The following is a 23578-nucleotide window of genomic DNA, read 5'->3' on the forward strand; positions in this document are numbered from 1 at the left end:
TTCAGGAGGGCTTTGATGAATTTTTTCTTAAATAAAGGAATGGGTCACAGTAACTCCGGGGTCGAGAATGCACAATTTTACCGCCTTGAAGCCTTTGATTCGATTGGTCAACCAGCTAAATTGATCTTGTCTGATCTGCTGCCTAAATTGCATGAGCACATGCAAGAATGGCAGCTTGAAGAGACGAATGTCTTGAATTTGTACGATTATTTAATGGCGGCAGAGCCAGCTCGTTATTTGGATCGGGGAATGTTAAGAAAAGAGCTGGTGCGCTATGATCAGACCACGCTCTCGGATTTTACTAAGACGAACCGTTTAGTGATTGAACAAGCGACTTCTGGCTACCTCATCAAACGGATGAAGGAAAAAGTCTGGAGCGAGCGGAAACAACTATTCCTTGTTTCGGATGCCCAAGTTGAATTATCAAGAGGCGACCGGACCTTGTCTTGGTCCTTTCGACATGTTGATGGTCGGCGTGAGATGACGGCGATCATGTTGACGAATTTTTTGGGTCAGAACTATTATTTCGAGAACTTTTATGATCTTTTGTCTTTTTTCTTGGCTGATTTGAAGAAGCATTTTGGAAAGAGTAATTACTTCCTTGACCGCGGCTTGGACTATGACGAGTATTTGGTAGCCAATCGCGATCGTTTTGCGATGGATCAGTTGATTGCAGTGGTGCATGCCGACCACCGTTTTTCGGTTTACCATGGCAAAAAAACGCGCCTTGTCTTTAATCAGTTTTATCAATATTTGGCCAACCACCTGAGCTTTTACGATCAAGTGGTGGTGTCAACCACACAACAGCAAAAAACGCTACAACGTAATCTGAAGGACTTGGGTTATGACAAAAAAGAACGAGACAAAGTACGGGCAATCCCCGTTGGCTTTGTTCGCTCACGGGCAAGTAAAACGGTGATCTCAACGAAGGATGACTCCCGGCCATTGAAGTTAGTGACCGCCTCTCGTTTGCACCCAGAAAAACATATTGATCAGTTAATTCTGGCGGCGGGGGCTTTGAAAAGAAAGGGTGTCGCCTTTGATTTTTCAATCTATGGAACAGGGCAAGAAGAAGAGCGGTTAAAGCAGTTGATTGAAGAGCAGGGCTTAAGCGGAACGGTTACTTTGGCCGGTTTCTGCCAAGATTTGCCGGATGTTCTAAAAAAAGCCGATCTCTATCTTTCAGCTTCCTATTCGGAAGGATTCGGCTTGACCTATCTCGAAGCCCTTGCCCAAGGTGTCCCAGTTGTGTCTTACAAAAATATTTATGGGGCAGCTGAACTTGTTCAAGATGGCAAAAGCGGTTTCTTGGTTGATTTTCGTCCTGATAAAGCAGCTATTGCAGATAATGTTGAAGCGATGGTCGGTGCGATCTTGCAGGCCAAAAAGCAGCTGGCTTCTTTGTCAACTGGTGCTTTAAAGCGGGCAGCAGACTTTTCGAAAGCTTCGGTTTCAACAGACTGGCAAAGACTATTGGAGGAAGCTCATGAAGTTTGAACTGATTACGTCTTTAGATGAACGTGCCAAACCGGCCATTAATTGGCAGATTGAGCAAGTCAAAAAAGGGTTGGCCGACCGCTTATTATTGTTTCAGCCACACGAAGATGCTAAAAACATTTGTCAGGTTTTGGGTCTACCACTGGATCGTGTTTTTGACATGGCCAGCCAACAATTGTTGTCCGACTGGCCAGATGGCGATGGACAGTTCCTCTTTGATCTTTTCGTGCCCAACCAGGGACGAATTCATCTAGGTGATGATGGGACGGTCAATCTGTCTTCTGCTGGCAAGCGGATTGCAGATGTCATGCTCTTTGCGGATAGCTACTACTTGGTTCAAGCGATTGCTTGGCTCGATCAAGATGGGCAAATCAGCCGAAAAGAGATTTTTCTAAGAAGTGGTCAGCTCTTTGCTAAACAGTACTTTAATCGTGCTTCGCTTCTTCAATCTGACTTTTATTTTGGCCAAAAGCGTGCGCTTCGGTCGGATTTTTACTTTTCAGGCCGGCGCAATTTTGCCTTGGTCAACGGTGACGAGTACCCAAGCTATGAGGCGGCTGAGCAGGATTTACTTGCTGTTTATGCTAAAGACCAGACAGTTGAAATCACCTCAGCGGGGATCCTTTCGACCATCGCAAAGGCATCGACTTTAGCTTTGCCTGAAGGCTTGTTTACGCAAGATGAAAAGATTCCAAAAGACGTGTTGACGATTTTACAAAATCCAAGCCACCCCGTAAAAACCGTTAAAGTTAATCCATTGGACTATCAAAGAGCTAAAGAGCTTGGTGTGCCAACCGATAAGTTACGAGTGGAAAGCTTTTAAGCATTTTCTGATCAGCTGATCGTCACTAAAAAAACGAGGAAATAATTGTGTCATTTGTTATAATTCCATCCTGGCCTGATAATTTCATGGTCAGCCAGCAAGAAAATCAAGTCAAAACCATTATTCAGCAGCTAAAGGCCGTTGCTGATCCTTTTTTGGTTTTGCCTAGTTATCTGCCAAAGTGGCGGACGGTTGCCCGTTCTTTGGATTTAGAAGCGTTGCCCTACTGGTCTGCTTTTGATGCTTTGCAACGGGTACAAAAAAAGACTCAGCACCCCATGCAGTTAGCTGATTTGACTTGGCCAAAGGATGCGCAATTTGTTCGCATGTTTGACCGTGTGGTTGTGTTATCTAACATGCGTCAGTATGCCAATGTTTTTTTCGCCTATCCAAATGCTGATCAGATTGACCGGATTGATTTACTGGAAAAAGGAAAGTTGGTCCAACAGCTGACCATTGATGATCGCGGCTTTGTTTCCCGTGTCTTGGACTATGAGGATGGCCGGTTGAAAAAGCAGTCGTACCTGTCAGAAGCAGGAGCTGTGGTCGCTGAACAAGACTATCTGACGGGGCGGGTCAAAGCGTTGCTACCAGATGGTCAAGAAAAGAATTATCCACAAATCGACGACTTGATTTTGGATGTGACGGTGGCTTATTTGAAGGCAAAAGCCCCGCAAAAGGCCTTTATTGCCGATTCTTACTTGAACCGTCAGTTGGCTGAGCGAGTTGACCTGGCAAAGCTTTTTCTTTGGACCGGGCAGGCACCGGTTCAGGGACTTTATGCCGACTGGACGAGCTTGGCTAAAGAGGTGACTTTGTTGCAGAGTCAGCGACCAGCAACCCGAATAAAAAAGCAAGAAAAAGAGAAAACAGCGGGAATACCAACTGCCTTTTTTGAGGAACTCATTGCCCCTTACCCGGTTTTTTTCAGGGCCCCTCTAAAGCGGAAAAGAGAAACAATTCTCTATTATCAGTTGGGTGACCTTGGCCAAGACGATCAAGAAACCATCTTAAAACAGTCCTTAGACTTTGTCTTAGAAGACGATAATCGAACGGTCATTTTTGAAGGAACGTCGGTTCCAATGACCTTGCCAGCTGTTTTGGATCGGTTAATTGACGGGCAAAAAGGTGATGTTACAGACGAACAATTACTGCAATTGAAGGCGCACTTTGTTTTTTTGCCTGGGCAAAATTTGGATTACCGCCTGCAGTATTTACAAACGGCTTCGCTTTTCATCGATTGCTCGTTGCAGCCTGACCTGGCGGCTTTGGCTGAAACAGTGGCGCTTGGTCTGCCGTCTATTACCGCTGTGCAGACGGCTTATTCCGTGCAAGAACCTACTGGTCAAAAGACCGTAGCGCAGCTACCCGAGCAGATCGCAGATTTGCTTTTGGCAGACAATTGGCAAAAGCAGCACGAGATGGTCTTGGAAAAGGCCAAAAACCTGCAAGAAGCCAATTTGCTGGCGGTCTATCAGCGATTATTGCAGGACTAATGTTTACTATCTTTAAGGAGTACCCATGGTTTCTTCCATGTCCATTTTACAAATCGGTCAAGAAGATTGGACCGCTTTTAGCCAATCGGAACAATTGACCTTTAAACACTGTCAAACGGTCGATCTGCCCGTTTTTTTGGCTCGGCAAGAAAGGCCGAATGCCTTACTTTATGATTACGTCTTGTTGACGGATTCGGTCTTGGATTCAAGTATTTTGGCCCGGCAAATTGAAGAATGGCCTGCTCACCGCGTACTTTATACGGCAAACGTCATCGATTGCACACCCGCTATCCAAAACGCCTTGGCCACCCGTTTGGCGATTCATTTGGAAGAGCAGACGCCAAAGGCAGTTGCCGATCGCATTTTGACTGACCTTTATCTGGGTCAAGCGGGCTTTGCTAGTCGAATGTCTGAAAGCCAGTTCCAGTTAGAAGACAATTACGCCTGGCACTGGAAACGGTCAGGTCGCTTTATGACGACGGTCTCGGGTGATTTTGGCGATCGCTTTGAACAGATCGGAACGATCAAAACTTTTCCAGGTGATTTTCAGCCCGGTCAAGAAAATCTGCTCTTTATGGATTATGAAGCCAAAGGAACAGTTGAACTGGCGCTTTCCTTTGTTTTTTTTGAAAACGGTGGCTTGCAGGCAATGAAGGTTTTTGAAAATCCAGATGCCAGGCAGTTACCAACGGTTCGCGCACCGAAGGATTACCAGGATTACCAAATCTTATTGTTGGCTAAAGGGAAGGGAACGCTCTCCTTGAAGAATTTACATCAGCGGCGTTCCCGTCATGGTTTGGGGTATTTCTTGCCCGGGGGCGAACGTTTGCTGACAAAGGATCAACAAGAGATCCACACTTACTTTAATCCAGGCCAGAAGAAGGGGCCTTTAGTGGTCTGCTTTGCGGGCACTCGGCTTCATGTGGAAGGGTTTGAAATGATGGGACCTCTCGACGAGTTGGGTTATCCATATTTACTTTTCACTGATACGAGAGCGCAGGGCGGCGCCTTTATGGTGGGCAACGAGGCTTTTGAATCGCTGGTCGAATCTCGAATCCGCGAAGCTCAGATAAGCTTGCAAAAGAGCGTGGATGAAACCATCTTTACCGGTTACTCGATGGGCTCTTATCCAGCCATGTACTATGCAGGGAAAATGCAGGGTAGTCACCTGGTTTTGGCAAAACCGATTATTCATCTTGGCTCTTTTACGGGCAAGGGTGCTTTTGCACATCAGGGGATCAATCACGATTGGATTTTAGATATCCGCCAACTGCTGACTGGGCGGTTGGATCCGGCTGATACAACAAAGCTCGATCAAAAGATTTGGCAAGCGCTTGACAAAATTGATTGGCCACATGCGCGGGTAGCACTTTTTACCATGAAGCAAGATGAGTACGATCAGACAGCCGGGCAAGAGTTGCTGGCCTACTTGATGGAAAATCAGGCTAAGGTTCGCCACCAAGAAGAAAATGGGCGGCATGAAGAAAAAATACAGGCAATGACGGCCTTTATTCAAAAGGCCATCCAAAAAGAAGCCGATAAGCTGCGAGGGGGGCGTCATTAATGCAAAGTCAAATTTATTGGACGCCAAAAACAAAACTTCATGAATTGCAAGGGGCAGTGGTCGACTTTATCAAGGAAGACGAAGTGTTTTACCAAAACTACTTCTTACCGTCTGGTCAAACCATCGTTTCGTGGACGGATTCGGCCAACTACTTTCAAGAAAAACGGATTGGCCAACTGCCGCGCTTAGAAAAGCAGCGGCGTTACCGCTCGAAAATGTTGATTCACAATTCGGCTCGAATGCGTGCCTACTTGGCTTGGAATTTCTTTGACAAAAAAGGAGAATTGATTAGTCAACACTTTCAAAATAGTCCGGAAGATACTTTTCTTGTTCCAGAAGGCTATGAAAGTTACCAAATTGAACTACGTTCTGCGGGTACTGGTTCGTTTACGTTTAAAGAAATTCAGTTGGCACCGGTTGTTGATGGTGTTTTACTTGATGGGGACCAAGCCGTTAGCGATCACTTGGCTGCCTATTTAGAATTACCAGAGGTTTTGACTGAAAAGACCTTGCGAGTGGTACTTAAAGAACCGGTCTTTGATACGATGGATTATCCCAAAAAACGGATGCAGCCATCGCCACAAGCGGTTTTGTACTTGGCAACCGATCTGATGCATTGTCAGTCCTATTATGACGAACGCGTCCTTGAGGTGATTAACCAGGCTAAAAAGGCGGCGAAGGCAAAGGATGTCGAATTTGTCGGCTATGGACCAATCTCTGCTTTAACGGCGCTATTGTATCGTCAGGCGGTTAAGGGGGCGACAGCAGTTATCCCAAAGCAAGCGGATCTAAAGTTGCCTTCGGGGTATCGTCGTCATTCCAAAGGCTTGGCGGACTTTATCGCTTCATTGCCAGAAAAGATCAAGGACCTTCGTTTGGAAGAAGAAGCTGTCCTTAAAACGGCTAGCCTATCAAAAGCACCTAGTCAATTACAGGCGCCGACGGTCGCAGACGAAATGCTTAGCTCCCTTTCTTATCCTGCCTGGCCCGTTGATAAAAAAGCGGAAAAAAAGAAAAAAGCTCAGGAAAAAGCCGCTGCTGAAGAAGAAAAGAAGGCGGCTCGCGCAGAAGAAAAGAAGGCAAAGCGTTTACAAGAAAAGCAAGAAAAACAAGAAAAGCAGGCACCAAAGAAAAAGAAAGGAGACCCTGGTGATGAAAAAAACATCACGGTGTCTTCAAGTACTTTGAAACGCTCTTCTCATCGGCATGGGTTGCGTCAGCACCAGTTGGACAAGACGAAAAAGGAAGAAAAACCGTCGTCTTCACAACTTTTACAAGACTTTTTTACCAAAAATCGTTCCTAAGGATATTAAAAAAACGACCATCAAATCTGGTCGTTTTTTTTAACTTTTACTTTAGAAGTAAGCCTTAACGAATAGATCAACGGCTAAGCCGACAGCTGCAAGTGAAATGACGATCTTCAAGATTTTTTCGGGGATGATTCGCACGATGTGTGGCCCAATCCAACCACCGATGAAAAGGCCGATCCCAAGGGGGATGACCAAGGGCCAATAAATGTGCGACGAGAAGAGGTAAATCACAGTGGCGATCAAGTTGGCCGCCCCAAGTGACAGGTTCTTTAACGCATTATAGGAAGCAAAGGGCATGGTCGTTGTCGCTGATAAAATCGCAAGCAAGAGCACACCACCGGCAGCGCCGAAATAACCGCAATACATCCCGACCAACAAAATACCAATCGAGACAATCACACGGTAAAGGGGATGCTTGCCGTCGTTTTCAATTGAATCCTCACGAGTTAAATTTGTTTCGGCTGTCTTAGATTTATTGACCTGTGAAAGCAAGAGTAAACCAGCTAATAAAACAAAAAACGGAACGGCTTTTTCAAAAGTTGAAGCCGGTGCTGCAAGCAGCAACCAGGCACCGATGATGGCACCGCCGATCGTAAAGGGTAAAATCTTAATCAATTCTTTTCTGTGTTCCCCAAGTTCTTTGTGGGAAGAAACGGTTGCGCCAATTCCGGTCATGACTAAGGCGGCGGTATTGGTGACATTTGCAAAAAGCGGCGGGATACCAACCGCCAAAAGTGCTGGATATGAAACGAGAGAGGCTAGCCCGGCAGTCGTTGACACGATGCCGGCCAAGATGCCCATTGGTAGAAGAAAGAGGAACTGTTGAACGTAATCGGTCATGTTTTTTTTATACCCCTAATCGTAATGAAATCGCTGTCTGTCAGCTTGTAAATGTTCTAAATATCAGATTCTAGTATAGGCTTCTTAAGCTGATCCTGCAAGCGACCCACAGAGAGCCAACAAGGTTAAAATCCATTGAAGTTTGGCTTGTCAGATGACCCAATAGACGATATAATGATTATTGTTTTAAATGCCGCTGTGGCGGAACTGGCAGACGCGTACCGTTCAGGTCGGTATGGAGATTTCTCCGTGCAGGTTCGATTCCTGTCAGCGGCATCATTGAGTAAAAAGGCAGTCCGATTGGGCTGCCTTTTTTGTTTTGCTTTAAAATTATAGCGGTATGAGACAAATTGCCCCTTTGCGTCCCTGTGCAGCTTGTTTTTCTCATTATATAATGAGCTTATCAAGAATAAGGGGCACACTCATGAAGACAAGGATTCAACAACAGGACAGCCAAAGTCGGAATTTTGAGGCCACACATGGTGAAAAAATCGGGTTCGCTGTTTTTTATCTGCTCGCGTTTTTAGTTTTACTTTTGGCTAGCTTTTATGATCGAAGCGTTAGTCAGGGGGTGATGGACCGTTCATCTGCAGTCGGCCAATTCTTCCAAGAATATGGTATTCGAGGCCCTAACATCATTCTTTTTTCTTCTTTTCAGCTGATCGCTTGGGCAACTTTTTTTTCAAATGGTAGTCGGGTACAACGCTTGTTAATCACGGCTGTCTTTTTGATTCTTTCGATGAATCAGATTCTCTTTTCTTTAAAAGGGTACTTTGCCTATACATTGGCTCAGTTGATTAATGGCGATATCATAGGTGTTGAGGACCCTAAACTCATTCAATGGTGCAGTGCCTTTGTCATGACAGTGCTTTTGTCTTTTCTTTTCTTTTTCTACCTAAAAAAAAGAAGTGAAGAAGAACGCCGATACCTGTTGAAAGCGGCTGTTTTTGGCATCGTCTTAGTCTTCTTGGTATCCTTAACCATTGGTGATCTTAAGCTTCATTGGGGTCGCTACCGTCCATTTCAGATGGATCAACAAATGAGTCAGTTTACGCCTTGGTGGCAGCCAAATGGGTCAAATGGTCATTTCTCATTTCCATCTGGACACACGACTTCCGGCTGGTTACTGGTTTATTTGATCTTCTTTTTACCTCGTTCTTGGCGGAAAGCGCAATCCTTGCTCCTGATTGTCACGGTTACTTTAGCAATAACCATTGCTTTAAGTCGAGTCCGTTATGGGGCTCACTGGCTTTCGGATGTGACAGCAGCGAGTCTGATCGTGTTCTCGTATGTGATGTTGATATCCAGGCTGTTACGCGCCCATTTCGTTGAATCAGAGACTTAAGCCCTTTCTTTTTTAATTCATGACAGAAAAGTCGCCGGCAGAGCTGGCGACTTTTTATGCGCTTTCTTCAAACAGGGGTCATGCCTTTATTTTCACTAGTAATCGATCAAGAACTTTGCTACAATAATTAGGATTTTAAATTTAAGGAGAAGACACAATGTCAGGACACAGTAAATGGCATAACATTCAAGGTCGTAAAAACGCCCAAGATGCTAAGCGTGGAAAGATTTTCCAAAAGCTTGCGCACGACTTATATGTTGCAGCAAAGGCTGGCGGTGCTGATCCAGAAATGAACGCCTCCCTCCGTTTGGTAGTGGATAAGGCGAAGGCAGCCAACATGCCAAAGGACAACATCCAACGTGCGTTGGATAAGGCTTCTGGTGCTGGTGGCGCTAAGTTCGAAGAAGTGACTTATGAAGGTTACGGAACGGCTGGTGTAGCTGTTTTGGTGGAAGCCTCAACGGATAACATCAACCGTACGGTTTCATCCGTTCGTAACTCATTCAAGCATTTTGGTGGCTCACTTGGAACGTCTGGTTCTGTGGCCTTCCAATTTGATCGCAAGGGTTACTTTGCCATCGATCGCGAAGAAAACCCAGATTTGGATGAAGACACGGTGATGGAAGCTGCTTTGGAAGCTGGTGCAGACGATATTCAGACTTCTGACGAAGCCTTTGAAATCTTCACGGCTCCCGGCGACTTCCAAACGGTCGAAGCAGCTTTGACTGAAGCAGGCTTTGACTTGGCAGAATCCGAAGTAACGATGATCGCCCAAAACCCAATGAGCATCTCAGATGAAGATCGCGAAAAGTTGGACAAGTTGGTCGATGAATTAGAAGACAACGAAGACGTTTTGGCTGTTTACACGACGGCTGAATAAGTTTAATAAAAAAAGAAGGACCAACGGTCCTTCTTTTTTTATGCCGTTACTTTTAAAACAGCTTGGTCGACTAAATGAGCAAGTCGCTCCTTGTCTTTAGGGGATGGATAAAGGTTGATGCGAACCAGATCGGCTGCTTTGGTTGCGCCCGTTTTCTCCATTTGTTGTTCGAATTTGTCTAATGCCAAGCAATAAAAGTCTTCGTAAAAAGTATCGCCAGAACCGGCAACACCGTATACGAGATGGTCTAAACGTACATCAGCTAGGTCATCAAAGTAGTCCAAGCCTTCGTCTGGTAAAGAACCTTCGTCGTAGGTGTAGGGGACAAGAAAGGCTAGATCATAATTGGCCAAGTCTTCGGGTTCGCTTTGTGAGATCTCACTTTTTTCAACCAGGACACCCCGTTCTTCTAAGTGCGCGACCAGATCATCTGCGACGGCCTCGTTATTTCCGGTGATGGTCGCAAAGACGACCTGGGCGCGCAATTTGCTATCTGCCATTCTGTGTCTCCTTCTATCGTTTTCTTACCTATCATTATACAAGAAAAGAGGAAAACGTGATCTTCTACTAAAAATTAAGTGGGCGGTTTTATACAGAAAACAGGCGGATCTTTTTAATTTGAATCGGTTAAAATACCTAGCATTTTCGGCTTTGCTGTCATATAATAGTCAAAAATACTTGGAGGCGAGCACATGGCTTTATCAAAAGAACAAATCGCGGCATTACAAAACGTTTATGATCATGGTATTTTGGATCATGATGACATGGCGCGTCAAGCATTGGCTCAGGTTTTGGAAGACAACAAGTAAAACTTGTAACTTCTTTTAAAATGTGCCATAATTAGATCAATAAATTGCTGATGAGGACAACTTCCTTTGCAAGGTCAGAATAAGAGAGCCGACGGTTGGTGTGAGTCGGTCTGGCTGCAAATCTAGACTACCTCGGAATGGTGAAGAAGTAAGTGATGAAACTTTGCCCGGGTAACACCGTTACGTGTTTTTCGAGTCTGGGCCTTGGCCTGGAAAATTGGGTGGTACCACGGTCTAACGTCCCTCTGTGCAAGTTTTGCACGAGGGGCGTTTTTTCGTTCAAACCCATTGTTTCAATCAGCAATAGAGAAAAGAAAGAAGGTAGGATAATGGCAGAAATTACCTTAACATTCCCCGATGGGGCGAAGAAGTCCTTTGAAGAAGGGGTAAAGCCAATTGAAGTGGCAGAATCAATTGCTAAATCATTGGCCAAAAAGTCCGTTTCAGCGAAGCTAAACGGTTCATACGTCGGGATGCAAGACGCCATGACAGAGTCAGGCGATTTCTCCTTGATCACAAAGGGGGAAGACGAAGCCTTGCAAATTCTTCGCCATTCAGCGGCCCACTTGTTGGCGCAAGCGATGCGTCGTTTGCCAAAGTTTGCAAACGTTCACTTCGGTGTCGGTCCTGCCATTGAAAACGGCTTCTACTACGATACAGATAACGGGGCTGGAAACCAGGTGTCAGTGGAAGACTTTGCTGAAATCGAAGCGATGATGAAAAAGATTGTCAAAGAAGATTTGCCAATCCTGTCACACGAAATCAGTCGAGACGAGGCGCTTGAGACCTTCAAGGACGATCCTTATAAGATCGAACTGATCAATGATTTACCAGAAGGTGAAAAAATCACGGTCGCTGTTCAAGGTGAGCACGTCGAATTGGACCGCGGTGGCTTGGTACCATCCACTGGTTGGATCAAGCACTTCAAGTTGGTTTCGGTTGCCGGATCATACTGGCGCGGCGATTCATCAAAGAATGTCATGCAACGTGTTTACGGAACGGCCTTCTGGGACGCCAAGGATTTGGAAGAAGACTTGCAGCGTCGGGCCGAAGCCAAGGAACGCGATCACCGTAACATTGGTCGTGATCTGGACCTCTTCTTTACCAGCCAAAAGGTCGGCTCTGGCTTGCCCGTTTGGTTACCAAACGGAGCGACGATCCGTCGCCAAGTGGAACGCTATATTGTCGACAAGGAATTGGCCAACGATTACTTGCACGTCTATACACCAGTGCTTTCAAACTTGAATCTTTATAAGACTTCTGGTCACTGGGACCACTATCGTGAAGATATGTTCCCTCCAATGGACATGGGGGATGGCGAATTCCTTGAATTGCGGCCAATGAACTGTCCATCACACATTTCGGTATACCAGCACAAGCCACGTTCTTACCGTGATTTGCCGTTGCGAATTGCTGAACTTGGCATGATGCACCGTTATGAAAAGTCTGGTGCCTTGACTGGTCTTTCACGTGTTCGTGAAATGACGCTAAACGATGGCCACACTTTCGTTGCACCTGACCAATTAGAAGAAGAATTTAAGTCCATCTTGAAGATGACGATGGACGTCTACAAGGACTTTGATATTACGGATTATCGTTTCCGTCTCTCTTACCGCGATCCTGAAAATACGGAAAAGTACTTCGACGACGATGAGATGTGGGAAAAGTCCCAAGCTCAGTTGAAGCGGGCCATGGACGACATGGGCTTGGATTACTTCGAAGCACCTGGCGAAGCTGCTTTCTATGGGCCAAAGTTGGACATTCAAACGAAGACGGCTTTGGGTGGTGAAGAAACGTTGTCTACCATCCAGTTGGACTTCTTGTTGCCTGAACGCTTCGACTTGACTTATGTTGGCGAAGACGGCCAAGATAACCACCGCCCAGTGATGCTACACCGTGGGATCGTTGGTACGATGGAACGCTTCACGGCTTATTTGATCGAAATCTACAAGGGCGCTTTCCCAACTTGGTTAGCACCTTTGCAAGTGCAGATCATTCCGGTTAATGCCGAAGCACACGGTTCATATGCTAAGAAGATCCAAAAGGATTTGGCAGATGCTGGCTTGCGTGCCCACATTGATAATCGTTCGGCTAAGATGGGTTACTTAATAAGAGACGCACAGACGAAGAAGGTACCATACACCTTGGTTCTCGGTGATTCCGAGCAAGCAGACGGTACGGTAACGGTTCGTCGCTACGGTCAACAAGAAACGGAAGCAATGCCTGCAGCGGACTTCAAGCAGTTAGTCTTGGCGGACGTTGCTCGTTACTCACGACCTGAAGAGAAGTAAAAAAGAGATGATTGAAGACACTTAGGGGGCGCTAAGTGTCTTCTTCCTATCCGTAAAAGGGGAAGAATATGTCACAAGAAATGAATACGAATACAATGCCCAAAGAAGACAAGGGGTTGAAAAACCGCCACGTCCAGTTGATCGCCATTGGTGGAACGATTGGAACTGGTCTTTTCATGGGTGCTGGAAACTCCATCCATTTTGCAGGACCTGGTATTTTGCTGGTCTATGCGATTATTGGGGCCATGATGTTTGTCATGATGCGCGCCATGGGTGAGATGCTCTATCAAGATCCATCACAACCAACCTTTATTGCCTACATGACGAAGTATTTAGGAAACCGGGTCGGTTTCTTTGCTCGCTGGTCCTACTGGCTGACGACCATTTTCTTTGGTATGGCTGAATTGACCGCCATTGGAAAATACGTTCAGTTTTGGTTCCCAAGCATGCCGGAATGGCTGATTCAGCTGATCTTCTTGGCTGCTTTGACAGGTGTTAACCTGATTGCCGTGTCACTCTTTGGTGAGATGGAATTCTGGTTCTCGATGATCAAGATTATTGCCATTTTGGCCTTGATCGCGACTGGTTTGATAATGGCCTTTGGCCACTTTCAAACACCGGTCGGTACGGTTTCCTTTGGAAATATTTTCCACGATTTTAGCCTGATTCCAAATGGCTGGGGGAACTTCATTAATTCCTTCCAGATGGTGATGTTTGCCTTTGTGGGGATGGAATTTATCGGAATGACGGTTGCTGAAACGAAGAATCCGCGTCAAATTTTGCCAAAGGCGGTTAACCAAATTCCGTTCCGTGTGCTTTTCTTCTACCTTGGCGCCTTGTTTGTTATCATGACCATTTACCCATGGAAGCAGATTCCAGCACATCAATCGCCATTTGTTATGGTCTTTGAGTTAGTTGGATTGAAGGGCGCTGCTGCGATCATTAACTTTGTTGTCTTGACGGCGGCCGCTTCTTCTTTCAATTCGATTCTCTTTTCAACGGGTCGTAACTTCTACTCACTGGCTAAAGAGTCTCGGGCAAAGTTCTTGCAACCCTTTGCCAAACTGTCAAAGCGTGGCTTGCCAGCCAAAGCCTTGCTTTTCTCCTCTCTGATTTCTGTTGGTTCAGCGGTGATTTCATCGATTCCAGCTATTTCAGATGCTTTCGTCTTTGTCACTTCTGCTGCAACGGATCTGTTCTTGATGATCTATATTATGATCCTTTGGGCATACTGGCACTACCGCAAGTCATCTGATTACATGCCAGATGGCTTCTTGGTGAAAGCACCAAAGCTTTTGGTACCGTTGGCTGCATTGTTCTTTGTCTTTGTCTATGTGACGCTCTTCTTTAACGATTCGTCACGAATTCCGGCAATCGGCGCTACGATTTGGTTGGTCGTCTTTGGATTCATTTCCTCCTTCCAACCAAAGGAAGCTGTCGTAAAAGACTAGGTCTTCTTTTTGATGACTGAAATGGTTCGCCACTGGCGGCCAAACACTGACTGTATTAATGGAATGGAGACTCTGGATGTCTTTTCTGATCAACTTTATTTTGCACATCGATGACCATATCGCGAGCCTTGTTCAGCATTTTGGCCCATGGACTTACCTAATCTTGTTTGCCATTATTTTGGTGGAAACGGGCGCGATTGTTCTGCCTTTCTTACCAGGTGATTCCCTTCTTTTTGCTGCGGGGGCCATTTCGATGACACCAGCCGGGCAACAGGCCGGTTTGAACCATTGGGTTTTCATGATTGTTTTCTTTATCGCAGCGGTGGTTGGCGACATCACGAACTACCTGATCGCCCGAAAAGGTGGGCGTCCGTTGCTTGAAAAGAAGCCTTTCTCGGTTTTGATCAAGCCAAAAAACATTGAAGAAGCGGAACAATTCTTTCAAAAGCATGGCGGTGTCGCGGTGATTATGGGGCGCTACGTTCCCATTATCCGTACTTTTGTTCCCTTTGTCGCCGGCTTGTCAGCCTTTTCTTCAAGGCGCTTTATCGAATACGTGCTCATTGCCGCCTTCTCCTGGTCCTTCTTGATGACTGGTGCGGGTGCACTCTTTGGAAACATCCCATTCGTGGCTGAGCATTTCTCAGCAATCATCTTGGGCATCGTCTTCGTGACGCTTTTGCCTTCGATCATTGCACTTTCGAAGTCACTTTTGGCCAAGAAAAAATAAGCAAATGAATAAAAACGGCTTTTCTCTAAAGAGAGAAGCCGTTTTTATTGTGCGCTAAGTTTCATTCTTGTCGAAAAAACGCGGGCAGTCAGTTATAATGGGTGCAAGCCCTTTTTCTAAACAACGAAAAGGACAGCAAACAGAGCGTTTATCCATCTGCGGCTCTGCATAAAAACAAAGAGGAGAAAAAGGATGAACTTAATTCTAGCAACGGATGCTTACAAGTTAACGCACCACTTGCAGTATCCACAAAACATTAACAAGCTTTACTCGTACGGAGAAGCCCGTGTCGGTGGTCTTTATCCAACCGTTTCCTGGTTTGGGATGTCGATGATTCTACACGACTATTTCCAAACCAAGGTCACGACTGAGATGATTGACGAGGCCGAAAAAGTTTCCGAAGAGACTTTTGGCACCAAGGCTTACTTCAACCGTTCGGTTTGGGAAAAAGTCCGCGATTTGGGTTATTTCCCAGTTCGCATTAAGGCTTTGCCAGAAGGCTTGGAAGTGCCAACCGGAACGGCCTTGTTCACGATCGAATCGACCGAGGATTGGTTCGCCACGTCCCTAAACGCCTTGGAAGTCATGCTGATGCATGTTTGGTACCCAACGACGATTGCCACCAACTCGCTGTATATCAAAAAGCGCTTGCTGCCACTGGTCGAAAAGACTGGATCGGTCGACGCGCTGCCTTTGATGGTCAACGATTTTGGCCTGCGCGGCGCCACTTCTTTGGAATCGGGTCAGCGCGGTGGGGCCGCGCACTTGCTGCACTTCCGTGGATCAGATAACTTGGCCGCTTCCCATTATTTTAAAGAAGTATACGGTCTATCTGGTCGCGCCCTGTCGATTTGGGCAACGGAACACTCCGTGGCGACGGCCTACGGTTCCGGTCAGGGTGAGTTCGACTATTTGAACGCCCAGTTGGACCGGACGCCTGACGACGCACCAGTATCGATCGTGATTGATTCCTACGACACTTTCCACTTCGTGCGTGAAGTGGTCGGCTCTGAGGCGATGGTCACTCGAATTAAGGAACGACCTGGTCGCGTTGTCTTACGTCCTGATTCTGGTGATCCGATTACCATGGATCTGGCCGTCTTGGATATTTTGGCCGACATCTTTGGTACCGAGGTCAACGAGAAGGGCTACAAGGTCTTGAAGCACAACGTTGGTCTGATTCAGGGTGATGGCATGAAGGCCGACACGATCATCAAGCTATACGAAGCGTTGATCCATCATGGTTGGTCGACAGACAACCTGGTCGTTGGATCTGGTGGTGGTTTGCTGCAAGAAGGCTTCACCCGTGATACAGAGCGCTTTGCGATCAAAGCGGCGTATGCGCACACGGTGGAAGGCGAAGATTTGCAGATTAAAAAGCAACCGAAGACTGATTTGACCAAGTCGTCGAAGGCTGGTTTGCTGAAAGTGATCGTGGATGATGCTGGTCAGCTGCAAACTGTGCCACAAAAGACTCCTGGTCGTGACTTGTTGCAAACGGTTTATGAAAACGGGGCGATTACGCCGGTGGATGTCCATGATGTCTTGGAACGTGCCGCCCGCCCTTTGAAAGAAAAGAATAGTTTAGGTCACGTAAATGGCTAATGGTCAGGTTTTCTTTGAAAGCTTTTTTGGTTGAAAAGTTTCCGTTACTTTTGAATCTGTGGTAAAGTGAAAGTAAAGAAACGAGGCCTTATGTATTTATCCTTTGACCAATTTATTCTTGATGAACGTTTAAATCCTAAGGCCCTTATTTGCTCAAAACAGCTTCCGTATAACGACGGGGGCTGTTTTTTATTTTGCTAGGAGGTATTTATGCTGTCAAAAGCCAACACGTCATTACTCGGACCAGACTTTTTGAGTCGGTTGAATCTACAAGACCCACATGATCTAAGGCCTGTAAGCGGTGGGGACGTCAATCTTGCCTATTCGCTCTATTCTGGCAATGATCGCTATTTTTTGAAAGTTCAACCGTATCAAGACCGGCACTTTTTCGATTCCGAAGTGGCGTCCTTGAAGGCTCTTCAAAAGCATGTGACGGTGCCAAAAGTAATGAAGCAAGGAGAGATTCAGGGCTTTGCTTACTTACTTTTGTCATGGGTCAAATCCGGGCCAAGTAATCAGGGCGATCTAGGGCGAGCCCTTGCTGTCCTGCATCAAACAAAGGGCAGCCAATTTGGCTTTAATCTGTCAAATGATTATGATTTTGTGCCAAAGGACAATACATGGTCAGATTCTTGGGGCGAATTCTTTGTTCATCAACGATTAGAACCTCTGATGAAACAAGCGATCAAGAAGGGCTTTTGGCTTTCGCAACGAGGGGATCACTTTGAACATTTGAAGCAGGCTATTTTGTCTGATGCGCACGTTCAAAACGTCAAGCCTTCCTTACTGCACGGTGATCTTTGGGCGGGCAACTTCATGTTTGACGAAAAGGGGCAACCGGTTTTTATTGATCCAAACGCTTTTTATGGAGATCGAGAATATGATTTAGCGGTTTCTGCTGTCTTTCCTGGTTTTAGCCAAGACTTTTATGAGGCTTATCAGAAAGCCTATCCATTGGATGAGGGCTACCAGGAACGATTCAAGTGGTACGAATTTTACTATATTTTGATGCATTTTGTACGCTTTGGGGACATCTATGCCCCTCGCTTAAACCGCTTACTTCTCCAATTCTAATGACGGCTGTCAACTTGTGTAAAGCGCTGGTTGACAGCTTTTTTGCTAACGACTATACTCGTAGCATTGACCTTAGGGAGAAGAAAGCATGAATAAGAAGCAAAAAAATCAACAATTTGTGTTAACCACCATGTTTGTCGCCATTATTTTGTTGCAGTCGATCGTGCCGTTTTTGGGCTATGTGCCACTTGGCGCAGTTGTTGTTGGGGCATCAGCAGTTATTCTGCCAGCTACAGTGGCTCTTTCAGCTGTGCTGTTGGGCGTGCGTTCAGGCTTTATTGTTGCTTTCTTCTGGGCCTTTTATTCCTGGATTCGGGCGCTATTGCATCCGGGTACCTTTGGTTCTGTTCTTTTTTCGAACCCGCTTGTGGCCTTTGTTCCTCGTTTGCTGGTGGGGCTTATGATTGGTTATTTGGCCAAACGCTTCTTTTCGGGCCGAAATAAGCCAACCTTGTTCTTGTTTTGTATGGGCGGCCTGTCTGCTTTCATTAACACAGCCATGGTTATTTTGTTGACCTTTTTGTCGCTTTCTTTTTTGCCCCTTTCCGGGTATGGCATTCCAAAAGAAAACCTGCTTTTTTGGTTGATCTCAGTCTTAGCTTTTAATTTTATCTTTGAGTTCTTCGTGAACGGTTTCTTAGTTGCTGCAATTGGCTCAGTATTGCAAAAGCACTTACCAAAATTTTAGTACTAAAAAAGTCGCCAGGTGGGCGACTTTTTTATTGACTGTATCATAATGCGTATAAACGTTGATATGCCAGTTTTGTTTCATGCACCCGCCCAGACTCGAACTGGGAGCAAAGACTTAGGAGGTCCCCGTTTTATCCCGTTAAACTACGGGTGCGAATTACTTCTTATTATAGCGGAGAAGTTAAAAGAAGACAATTCTCGATCAGTGGAAAGATTCAACGATTCTTAAGCCTTTTTTAAAGCAATTGACATCGTTTTATTAAAAATATCTGCTACACTAAATAAAAATGCGCGTTGGAGGCAAAAATGGCAGATGTAATTGAAGTAAAGCACCCACTCGTTCAACACAAGTTGACGATGATTCGAAATGAAGCGGTAGGTACGAAAGACTTTCGGGCCCTTGTTGACGAATTGGCCATGCTTTTGACCTATGAGTCGTCTGCCGATTTTTCACTTGAGACTGTTTCAGTGAAGACGCCTGTGGAAGAGACAAAAGCCCAGTCATTAGCTGGAAAGAAAGTGGCGGTTGTTCCAATTTTGCGTGCGGGACTCGGCATGGTGGATGGCATTTTGCAGCTAATCCCTGCGGCCAAAGTCGGCCACATTGGCATGTATCGAGACGAAGAGACGTTGGCACCAGTTGAATATTTTGTGAAGTTGCCAGAAGACATTGCACAGCGAGAAGTCCTTTTGGTTGACCCTATGCTTGCCACCGGTGGCTCTGCCAAAGATGCGATTCATGCTTTAAAGAGTCGTGGGGCCAAGCAGATTAAGCTGATTACGTTGGTTTCGGCACCAGAAGGAATTCAGGCGGTTCAAGAAGCTCATCCAGATGTGACCATTGTCACGGCTTCAATTGATCGTGGCTTAAACGCCGAAGGCTATATCGTTCCTGGCCTTGGGGATGCCGGTGACCGCCTCTTTGGAACGCATTAGACAAGATTAAGTTGGATCAGCACATGTATTTAAAAAATCCATTTCGACGAGAAAAGAAAATGGGGATGACTTTTCGCCCCGCTTATACCTCGCAAAAAGAAAAGAAGCCACTCCCACGCTTTTTAAAAATCGTGATCATTCTCTTTCTTTCCATCCTTATTCTTGGTAGTTTGGGGTATGTGGGCACGGCTTATGTTGAAAATCGTGATCAAATAAAAGCTTCGTCAAAAAAATTAGATGGCGAAGCCATGAAGCTCCATGTTAAAGCGCGCAACGCCTTTGTCATCGATGCCAATACTGGTCAGATTCTGGGACAAAAAAATCCAGATCAGGTCATCGGCATTGCCTCGCAAAGTAAAATGTTAACGGCCTATGCTGTTTTGCAAGCAATTGACGATGGGGATTACCAATGGGATACGCCGGTTAAGTTTACTAAGTCATCGGATTGGTCAGACAAAGATGCGGCCATGTATGCCCATTTGGATGTCAAAGAAGGGGAGACGTTGACAGTTAAGGAACTCTTTACGGCCATGTTTACGACATCGGCTAACGATGCTTCCTTAGCCTTGGCGGACTTTGCTAAAAAGAAGTCTGAAAGCCAGCAGGAATTTTTGGAGCGTTGGGCAAAAAAGCTCGGCCTAAAGGATACGGTCTGGTATAACGCAGCTGGTCAGGTTAATGACGATGCCTTTTCGTACAAGGTGAAGTCGGCGAAAAAGACGGCAGAAAACAAGGCGACGCCTCGTGATTTGGCTATGTTAGCTTATCAAATCGTTAAAGACTACCCAGATATCAAGGACTTCTACAAAAAGCGTGGTTTGGTTTATACGCCAAATGGAGAGGAAAGTAACTTAAAGATCAAACTGACTGAAGGTGGTAAGTTTGAACAAGAAATCGCAAGTCAGCTGAATAATCCTAAAAATCTGACAGTTGAAGGATTAAAGACTGGTTCGACGCCTGAAACTGGTGGCGCATTGACTGGTTTGATTAAAGACCAATCCGGGCATGAATTTATCACAGTGGTTTCTGGCGCTGGTCGCTATACTGACTCTAAGGAGCGTTATCAAGCAACCCTTGACGCCGTTTCAGAGGTGCTTGATCACTATCAGAATCAGTCGATTGATGCTGGTCAGTCCATTCCTGGTCAAAAGACGACTAAAAACGCCTGGGCCAAGGGTGGCCAAGTGCAACTGGTGACAAAAGAAAAGCGGACGTATTGGATAAAGAAATCGGAAACGGGAAAGCTTTCGTTTGCCAGAGTTAAACGTTACAATAGCCAATCTTTGAGTGATGACGACACGGTTTTGTCGGTTCCGGCTAATATTAAAGCTAGTTATTTGACAGGCGTGAGTGAAAACGAACGCAACCTGCCGCTAACGAATAAAGAAATGGTGGAACAGCTAGACGAAGGTGGCTATCGCAGCAACTGGTTGCGTTTCTACCAATCATAAGAAACAAAAGGCCTGACGAATCGAAGCGTCAGGCCTTTTTGATTTCGTGAAGTGAAAGAAAAAAAGCGAAACCATCGGGTTTCGCTTTTTTTGACTATTTATTTGTCCGAAACGCCAGCGCGTTCCTTCAATTGAGCCAATTGGTCATCCAATGATGCGCTCATGTCATCCTTCTTTGCTGCAGCTTGTCCCTTAACTTCATGGAACTTGTTCTTTGCTTGATTGGCCTTGTCCTTACCGGCATCAGTCAAATCAGCAGCTTTTTGCTTTCCGTAAGCAAGGGCTTCTTGGCCCTTTGCCTTACCAGTTTCGACAGCGTCTTGAGCCTTTTCTTTCCAGTCGACGACGCGGTCGTCATCCTTTAACAACATGTAGGCCAAGGCTGCGTTACCAAACAGTGATACACCAAGTAAAAAGTTCTTCATAGCAGAAACTCCTTTTCTCTTCTTTCCTTTATTATGGCGATCGGTTCTAAAAAAGTCAAATGTTACAAGAATGAAAAGACATGAAAAAAAGCGTTGATTGGTCCGTGTGATTAAAGGTGAAAATGTTATAATGAAAGTAATTTGGAAGATAGGAAAGGGACATTCATGATTAGTTTAAAATCACCACGTGAAATTGAAGCGATGCGCAAGTCTGGTGCGATTATTGCCGGCATGCACCACATGCTTCGCGATTTGATTAAGCCAGGACTCGATACTTGGGAAATTGAGACTAAGTGTAAGGCATACATCGAGGATCACGGTGGGGTTCCTTTGCAAATTGGGTTTGAAGGCTTCAAGTACGCCGTCACGGTTTCAGTGAATAGTGAAGTGGCCCACGGCTTGCCTCGCAAGGGGCTAAAGTTGAAGAACGGCGATTTGGTCAAAGTCGATACGGTTGTTGGCTTGGATGGGGCTGTTTCTGACTCTGCTTGGTCTTATGCCGTCGGTGAAGTGTCACCAGAAGTCAAGAAGTTGATGGAAGTGGCCAAGAAGTCGTTATATTTGGGAATCGATCAAGCCGTTGTCGGAAATCGTGTTGGGGATATTGGTGCCGCTATCCAACGGTACGCTGAAGACGAAATGGGCTATGGTGACGTGCGCCAATACATTGGTCACGGGGTTGGCCCAACGATGCACGAAGACCCACAGATTCCACACTTTGGAAAAGCCGGACACGGTCTTCGTTTGAAGGAAGGAATGACCATTACCATCGAGCCCATGATTAACATGGGCGGATGGGAAGTTGAAACCGACGAAACACCAGAAGATGGTTGGACGGTTCGGACCTTAGATGGATCGTGGTCTGCACAATATGAACACACTTTGGCGATCACAAAGGATGGCCCAAAGATCTTGACTTCACAGGATCCAGAAGAAGACGCCAAGTATTTGTAAGAGACTGAATGTTCAGTGACGAGGTTAGCATGGCATTACCAGACGCTTTCATCGCAAAATATCAAGACCTGCTCAAAGAACAAAGCGGGCCTTTTTTTGCGGCTTTAAGGGGACCAGTTGACAAGGGATTTCGTTTGAATCCCTTAAAAGCCAATCAAGTTCCCGTCGACCTTTCTTTAGGACAACCGGTGCCTTGGTCGAAAAACGGTTACTTTGGTCAAGTCGATGGCAAAGGCATTGACCACACAACTGGCTTGGTTTACTCACAGGAACCGTCGGCCCAGTTCGTGGCTGAAGTGGTCGACGCCCAGCCTGGCGAAAAAGTCTTAGATTTGGCAGCTGCACCCGGTGGAAAATCGACGCAGTTAGCCGGTCAGATGCAGGGTTCGGGATTGCTTTGGACGAACGAGATTTTCTTCTCTCGGGCCAAGATTTTGTCCGAAAACATTGAGCGCTTTGGGGTGTCAAATGCTATCGTGTCTTCTTCTGATTCCAAGGATCTAGCCAAGGCGTTGCCCGCATTCTTTGACCGTGTCTTACTGGACACGCCCTGCTCTGGTGAGGGGATGTTCCGTAAGGATCCAGACGCCATTTCTTACTGGTCGGAAGACTATCCGAAAGAATGTGCGGAGCGGTCGGAAGGAATTCTTTCCAACGCTGTGCAGATGGTCAAGCCAGGTGGTACTTTAGTTTACTCAACTTGTACTTTTGCACCGGAAGAAGACGAGCAGACGATTGCCTGGCTGCTTAAAAACTACCCGGAATTTTCGCTCGTTGATATCGACAAAGTGCCGGGCTCGGGCATTCAAGATGCCCGTCCGGACTGGGCGGATGGTAATCCGGATTTGAAAAAGGCCGCCCGCCTTTGGCCACAGGACCTGCCTGGCGAAGGGCACTTTGTCGCCAAGCTGGTGAAGGCAGCAGATGCTGAGCCGGTAAAAACGATTAAAACCCAGAAGGGCGATCGAATTTCTGCTGAAGAAGAAACCTTGCTGCAAAACTTTTTGAAGGAAACGGTGCCCGGCTTAGACGTCGACTTTTCGCGTCTGGTTCGCTTTGGCGACCGAGTCTTTATGATCCCTTCCGACTGCCCAGCCTTTCAAAAGATTAAGATCTTACGGGCCGGCCTTTGTCTTGGAACTTTTAAGAAGAAACGGTTTGAACCCGACCATGCTTTGGCGCTAGCCATTCAACCGGATCAGGCGGCTCAGGTCTTTGCCATCGATGATGCTGCCGCTTTTCAGGCCTACATTCACGGAGAAGCTCTGAACACCAAAGCTGATCTGCAGAAGGGCTTTGTTTTGATGACGGCCGGAGGAAACGGGGTCGGTTGGGCCAAGTTTGTGAACGGGCAACTCAAGAACTTTTATCCAAAGGGACTACGCCACTAAGAACGTGGTGGCAGCC

Annotated in this window: 20 protein-coding genes and 2 tRNA genes; 18 read left to right on the forward strand and 4 right to left on the reverse strand. The window is 46.1% G+C overall.

Features of this window, described 5'->3' with window-relative positions:
- Window positions 1-15 precede the first annotated feature (15 nt).
- The 5 genes from G6R27_RS00525 to asp3 are packed head-to-tail and all read left to right on the forward strand — an operon-like array spanning window position 16 to window position 6684.
- Window positions 16-1497 carry a glycosyltransferase gene (locus tag G6R27_RS00525; protein WP_213819139.1) on the forward strand — a complete coding sequence of 494 codons (1482 nt, stop codon included), beginning with the start codon at window positions 16-18 and terminating at the stop codon, window positions 1495-1497.
- Window positions 1487-2320, forward strand: coding sequence for a hypothetical protein (locus tag G6R27_RS00530; RefSeq protein WP_213819140.1), 834 nt, complete (start codon window positions 1487-1489; stop codon window positions 2318-2320). The genes G6R27_RS00525 and G6R27_RS00530 overlap by 11 nt, the downstream gene beginning before the upstream one ends.
- A 47-nt stretch (window positions 2321-2367) precedes the next feature.
- Entirely contained in the window at window positions 2368-3816 is a 1449-nt protein-coding gene (gene asp1 / locus G6R27_RS00535; RefSeq protein ID WP_213819141.1) for an accessory Sec system glycosyltransferase Asp1, read from the forward strand.
- A gap of 25 nt (window positions 3817-3841) precedes the next feature.
- A complete protein-coding gene (asp2, locus tag G6R27_RS00540) occupies window positions 3842-5380 on the forward strand; it encodes an accessory Sec system protein Asp2 (protein WP_213819142.1) in 1539 nt (512 codons plus the stop codon).
- Entirely contained in the window at window positions 5380-6684 is a 1305-nt protein-coding gene (gene asp3 / locus G6R27_RS00545; RefSeq protein WP_213819143.1) for an accessory Sec system protein Asp3, read from the forward strand. The genes asp2 and asp3 overlap by 1 nt, the downstream gene beginning before the upstream one ends.
- Before the next feature lie 51 nt (window positions 6685-6735).
- Here asp3 and G6R27_RS00550 read toward each other — a convergent pair whose 3' ends face one another.
- Complete coding sequence (locus G6R27_RS00550; protein WP_213819144.1) at window positions 6736-7530, reverse strand: sulfite exporter TauE/SafE family protein; 795 nt, start codon at window positions 7528-7530, stop codon at window positions 6736-6738.
- A gap of 192 nt (window positions 7531-7722) precedes the next feature.
- On the opposite strand from G6R27_RS00550, the gene G6R27_RS00555 reads away from it, so the two are divergent.
- The 3 genes from G6R27_RS00555 to G6R27_RS00565 all read left to right on the forward strand — a co-directional run bounded on the left by G6R27_RS00555 (window position 7723) and on the right by G6R27_RS00565 (window position 9755).
- A tRNA-Leu gene (locus tag G6R27_RS00555) sits at window positions 7723-7806 on the forward strand.
- 148 nt (window positions 7807-7954) lie between these two features.
- Window positions 7955-8875, forward strand: a complete 921-nt coding sequence (locus G6R27_RS00560) for a phosphatase PAP2 family protein (protein ID WP_213819145.1) — start codon at window positions 7955-7957, stop codon at window positions 8873-8875.
- Between the two features lie 157 nt (window positions 8876-9032).
- Window positions 9033-9755, forward strand: a complete 723-nt coding sequence (locus G6R27_RS00565) for a YebC/PmpR family DNA-binding transcriptional regulator (RefSeq protein ID WP_213819146.1) — start codon at window positions 9033-9035, stop codon at window positions 9753-9755.
- Window positions 9756-9793: 38 nt separating this feature from the next.
- On the opposite strand, the gene G6R27_RS00570 is transcribed toward G6R27_RS00565, so the two are convergent.
- Window positions 9794-10255 (reverse strand): flavodoxin domain-containing protein, encoded by a 462-nt coding sequence (locus G6R27_RS00570; protein ID WP_213819147.1) that lies wholly within the window; start codon window positions 10253-10255, stop codon window positions 9794-9796.
- Window positions 10256-10893: 638 nt separating this feature from the next.
- Between G6R27_RS00570 and thrS the strand changes: the two genes are divergently transcribed.
- The 6 genes from thrS to G6R27_RS00600 all read left to right on the forward strand — a co-directional run bounded on the left by thrS (window position 10894) and on the right by G6R27_RS00600 (window position 18403).
- Entirely contained in the window at window positions 10894-12855 is a 1962-nt protein-coding gene (gene thrS, locus G6R27_RS00575; RefSeq protein WP_213819148.1) for a threonine--tRNA ligase, read from the forward strand.
- 68 nt (window positions 12856-12923) lie between these two features.
- On the forward strand, window positions 12924-14306 hold the full coding sequence (locus G6R27_RS00580) for an amino acid permease (RefSeq protein WP_213819149.1): 1383 nt from the start codon (window positions 12924-12926) through the stop codon (window positions 14304-14306).
- A 76-nt stretch (window positions 14307-14382) separates the two neighbouring features.
- On the forward strand, window positions 14383-15036 hold the full coding sequence (locus G6R27_RS00585; protein WP_213819150.1) for a VTT domain-containing protein: 654 nt from the start codon (window positions 14383-14385) through the stop codon (window positions 15034-15036).
- A 192-nt stretch (window positions 15037-15228) separates the two neighbouring features.
- Window positions 15229-16641: a nicotinate phosphoribosyltransferase gene (locus G6R27_RS00590; RefSeq protein WP_213819151.1), complete on the forward strand. Its 1413-nt coding sequence runs from the start codon at window positions 15229-15231 to the stop codon at window positions 16639-16641.
- 210 nt (window positions 16642-16851) lie between these two features.
- The gene (locus tag G6R27_RS00595; RefSeq protein WP_213819152.1) at window positions 16852-17715 is read left to right on the forward strand and encodes a fructosamine kinase family protein; all 864 of its coding nucleotides are present in this window, start codon (window positions 16852-16854) and stop codon (window positions 17713-17715) included.
- 88 nt (window positions 17716-17803) lie between these two features.
- Window positions 17804-18403, forward strand: coding sequence for an ECF transporter S component (locus G6R27_RS00600; protein WP_213819153.1), 600 nt, complete (start codon window positions 17804-17806; stop codon window positions 18401-18403).
- 83 nt (window positions 18404-18486) lie between these two features.
- Here G6R27_RS00600 and G6R27_RS00605 read toward each other — a convergent pair.
- Window positions 18487-18559, reverse strand: a tRNA-Arg gene (locus tag G6R27_RS00605).
- Window positions 18560-18711: 152 nt separating this feature from the next.
- Between G6R27_RS00605 and upp the strand changes: the two genes are divergently transcribed.
- Window positions 18712-19341 carry a uracil phosphoribosyltransferase gene (upp, locus tag G6R27_RS00610; protein ID WP_213819154.1) on the forward strand — a complete coding sequence of 210 codons (630 nt, stop codon included), beginning with the start codon at window positions 18712-18714 and terminating at the stop codon, window positions 19339-19341.
- A 23-nt stretch (window positions 19342-19364) separates the two neighbouring features.
- Window positions 19365-20792 (forward strand): D-alanyl-D-alanine carboxypeptidase family protein, encoded by a 1428-nt coding sequence (locus G6R27_RS00615; RefSeq protein ID WP_213819155.1) that lies wholly within the window; start codon window positions 19365-19367, stop codon window positions 20790-20792.
- Between the two features lie 98 nt (window positions 20793-20890).
- On the opposite strand, the gene G6R27_RS00620 is transcribed toward G6R27_RS00615, so the two are convergent.
- On the reverse strand, window positions 20891-21217 hold the full coding sequence (locus G6R27_RS00620; RefSeq protein ID WP_213819156.1) for a hypothetical protein: 327 nt from the start codon (window positions 21215-21217) through the stop codon (window positions 20891-20893).
- A 165-nt stretch (window positions 21218-21382) separates the two neighbouring features.
- Between G6R27_RS00620 and map the strand changes: the two genes are divergently transcribed.
- Together map and G6R27_RS00630 are read left to right on the forward strand one after the other, a co-directional pair.
- Complete coding sequence (gene map, locus G6R27_RS00625) at window positions 21383-22171, forward strand: type I methionyl aminopeptidase (RefSeq protein WP_213819157.1); 789 nt, start codon at window positions 21383-21385, stop codon at window positions 22169-22171.
- Between the two features lie 29 nt (window positions 22172-22200).
- The gene (locus tag G6R27_RS00630; RefSeq protein ID WP_213819158.1) at window positions 22201-23562 is read left to right on the forward strand and encodes an RsmF rRNA methyltransferase first C-terminal domain-containing protein; all 1362 of its coding nucleotides are present in this window, start codon (window positions 22201-22203) and stop codon (window positions 23560-23562) included.
- Window positions 23563-23578 lie beyond the last annotated feature (16 nt).

It is taken from the genome of Fructobacillus papyriferae (genome assembly GCF_018437225.1).
In the GTDB taxonomy this organism is placed as follows: domain Bacteria; phylum Bacillota; class Bacilli; order Lactobacillales; family Lactobacillaceae; genus Fructobacillus; species Fructobacillus papyriferae.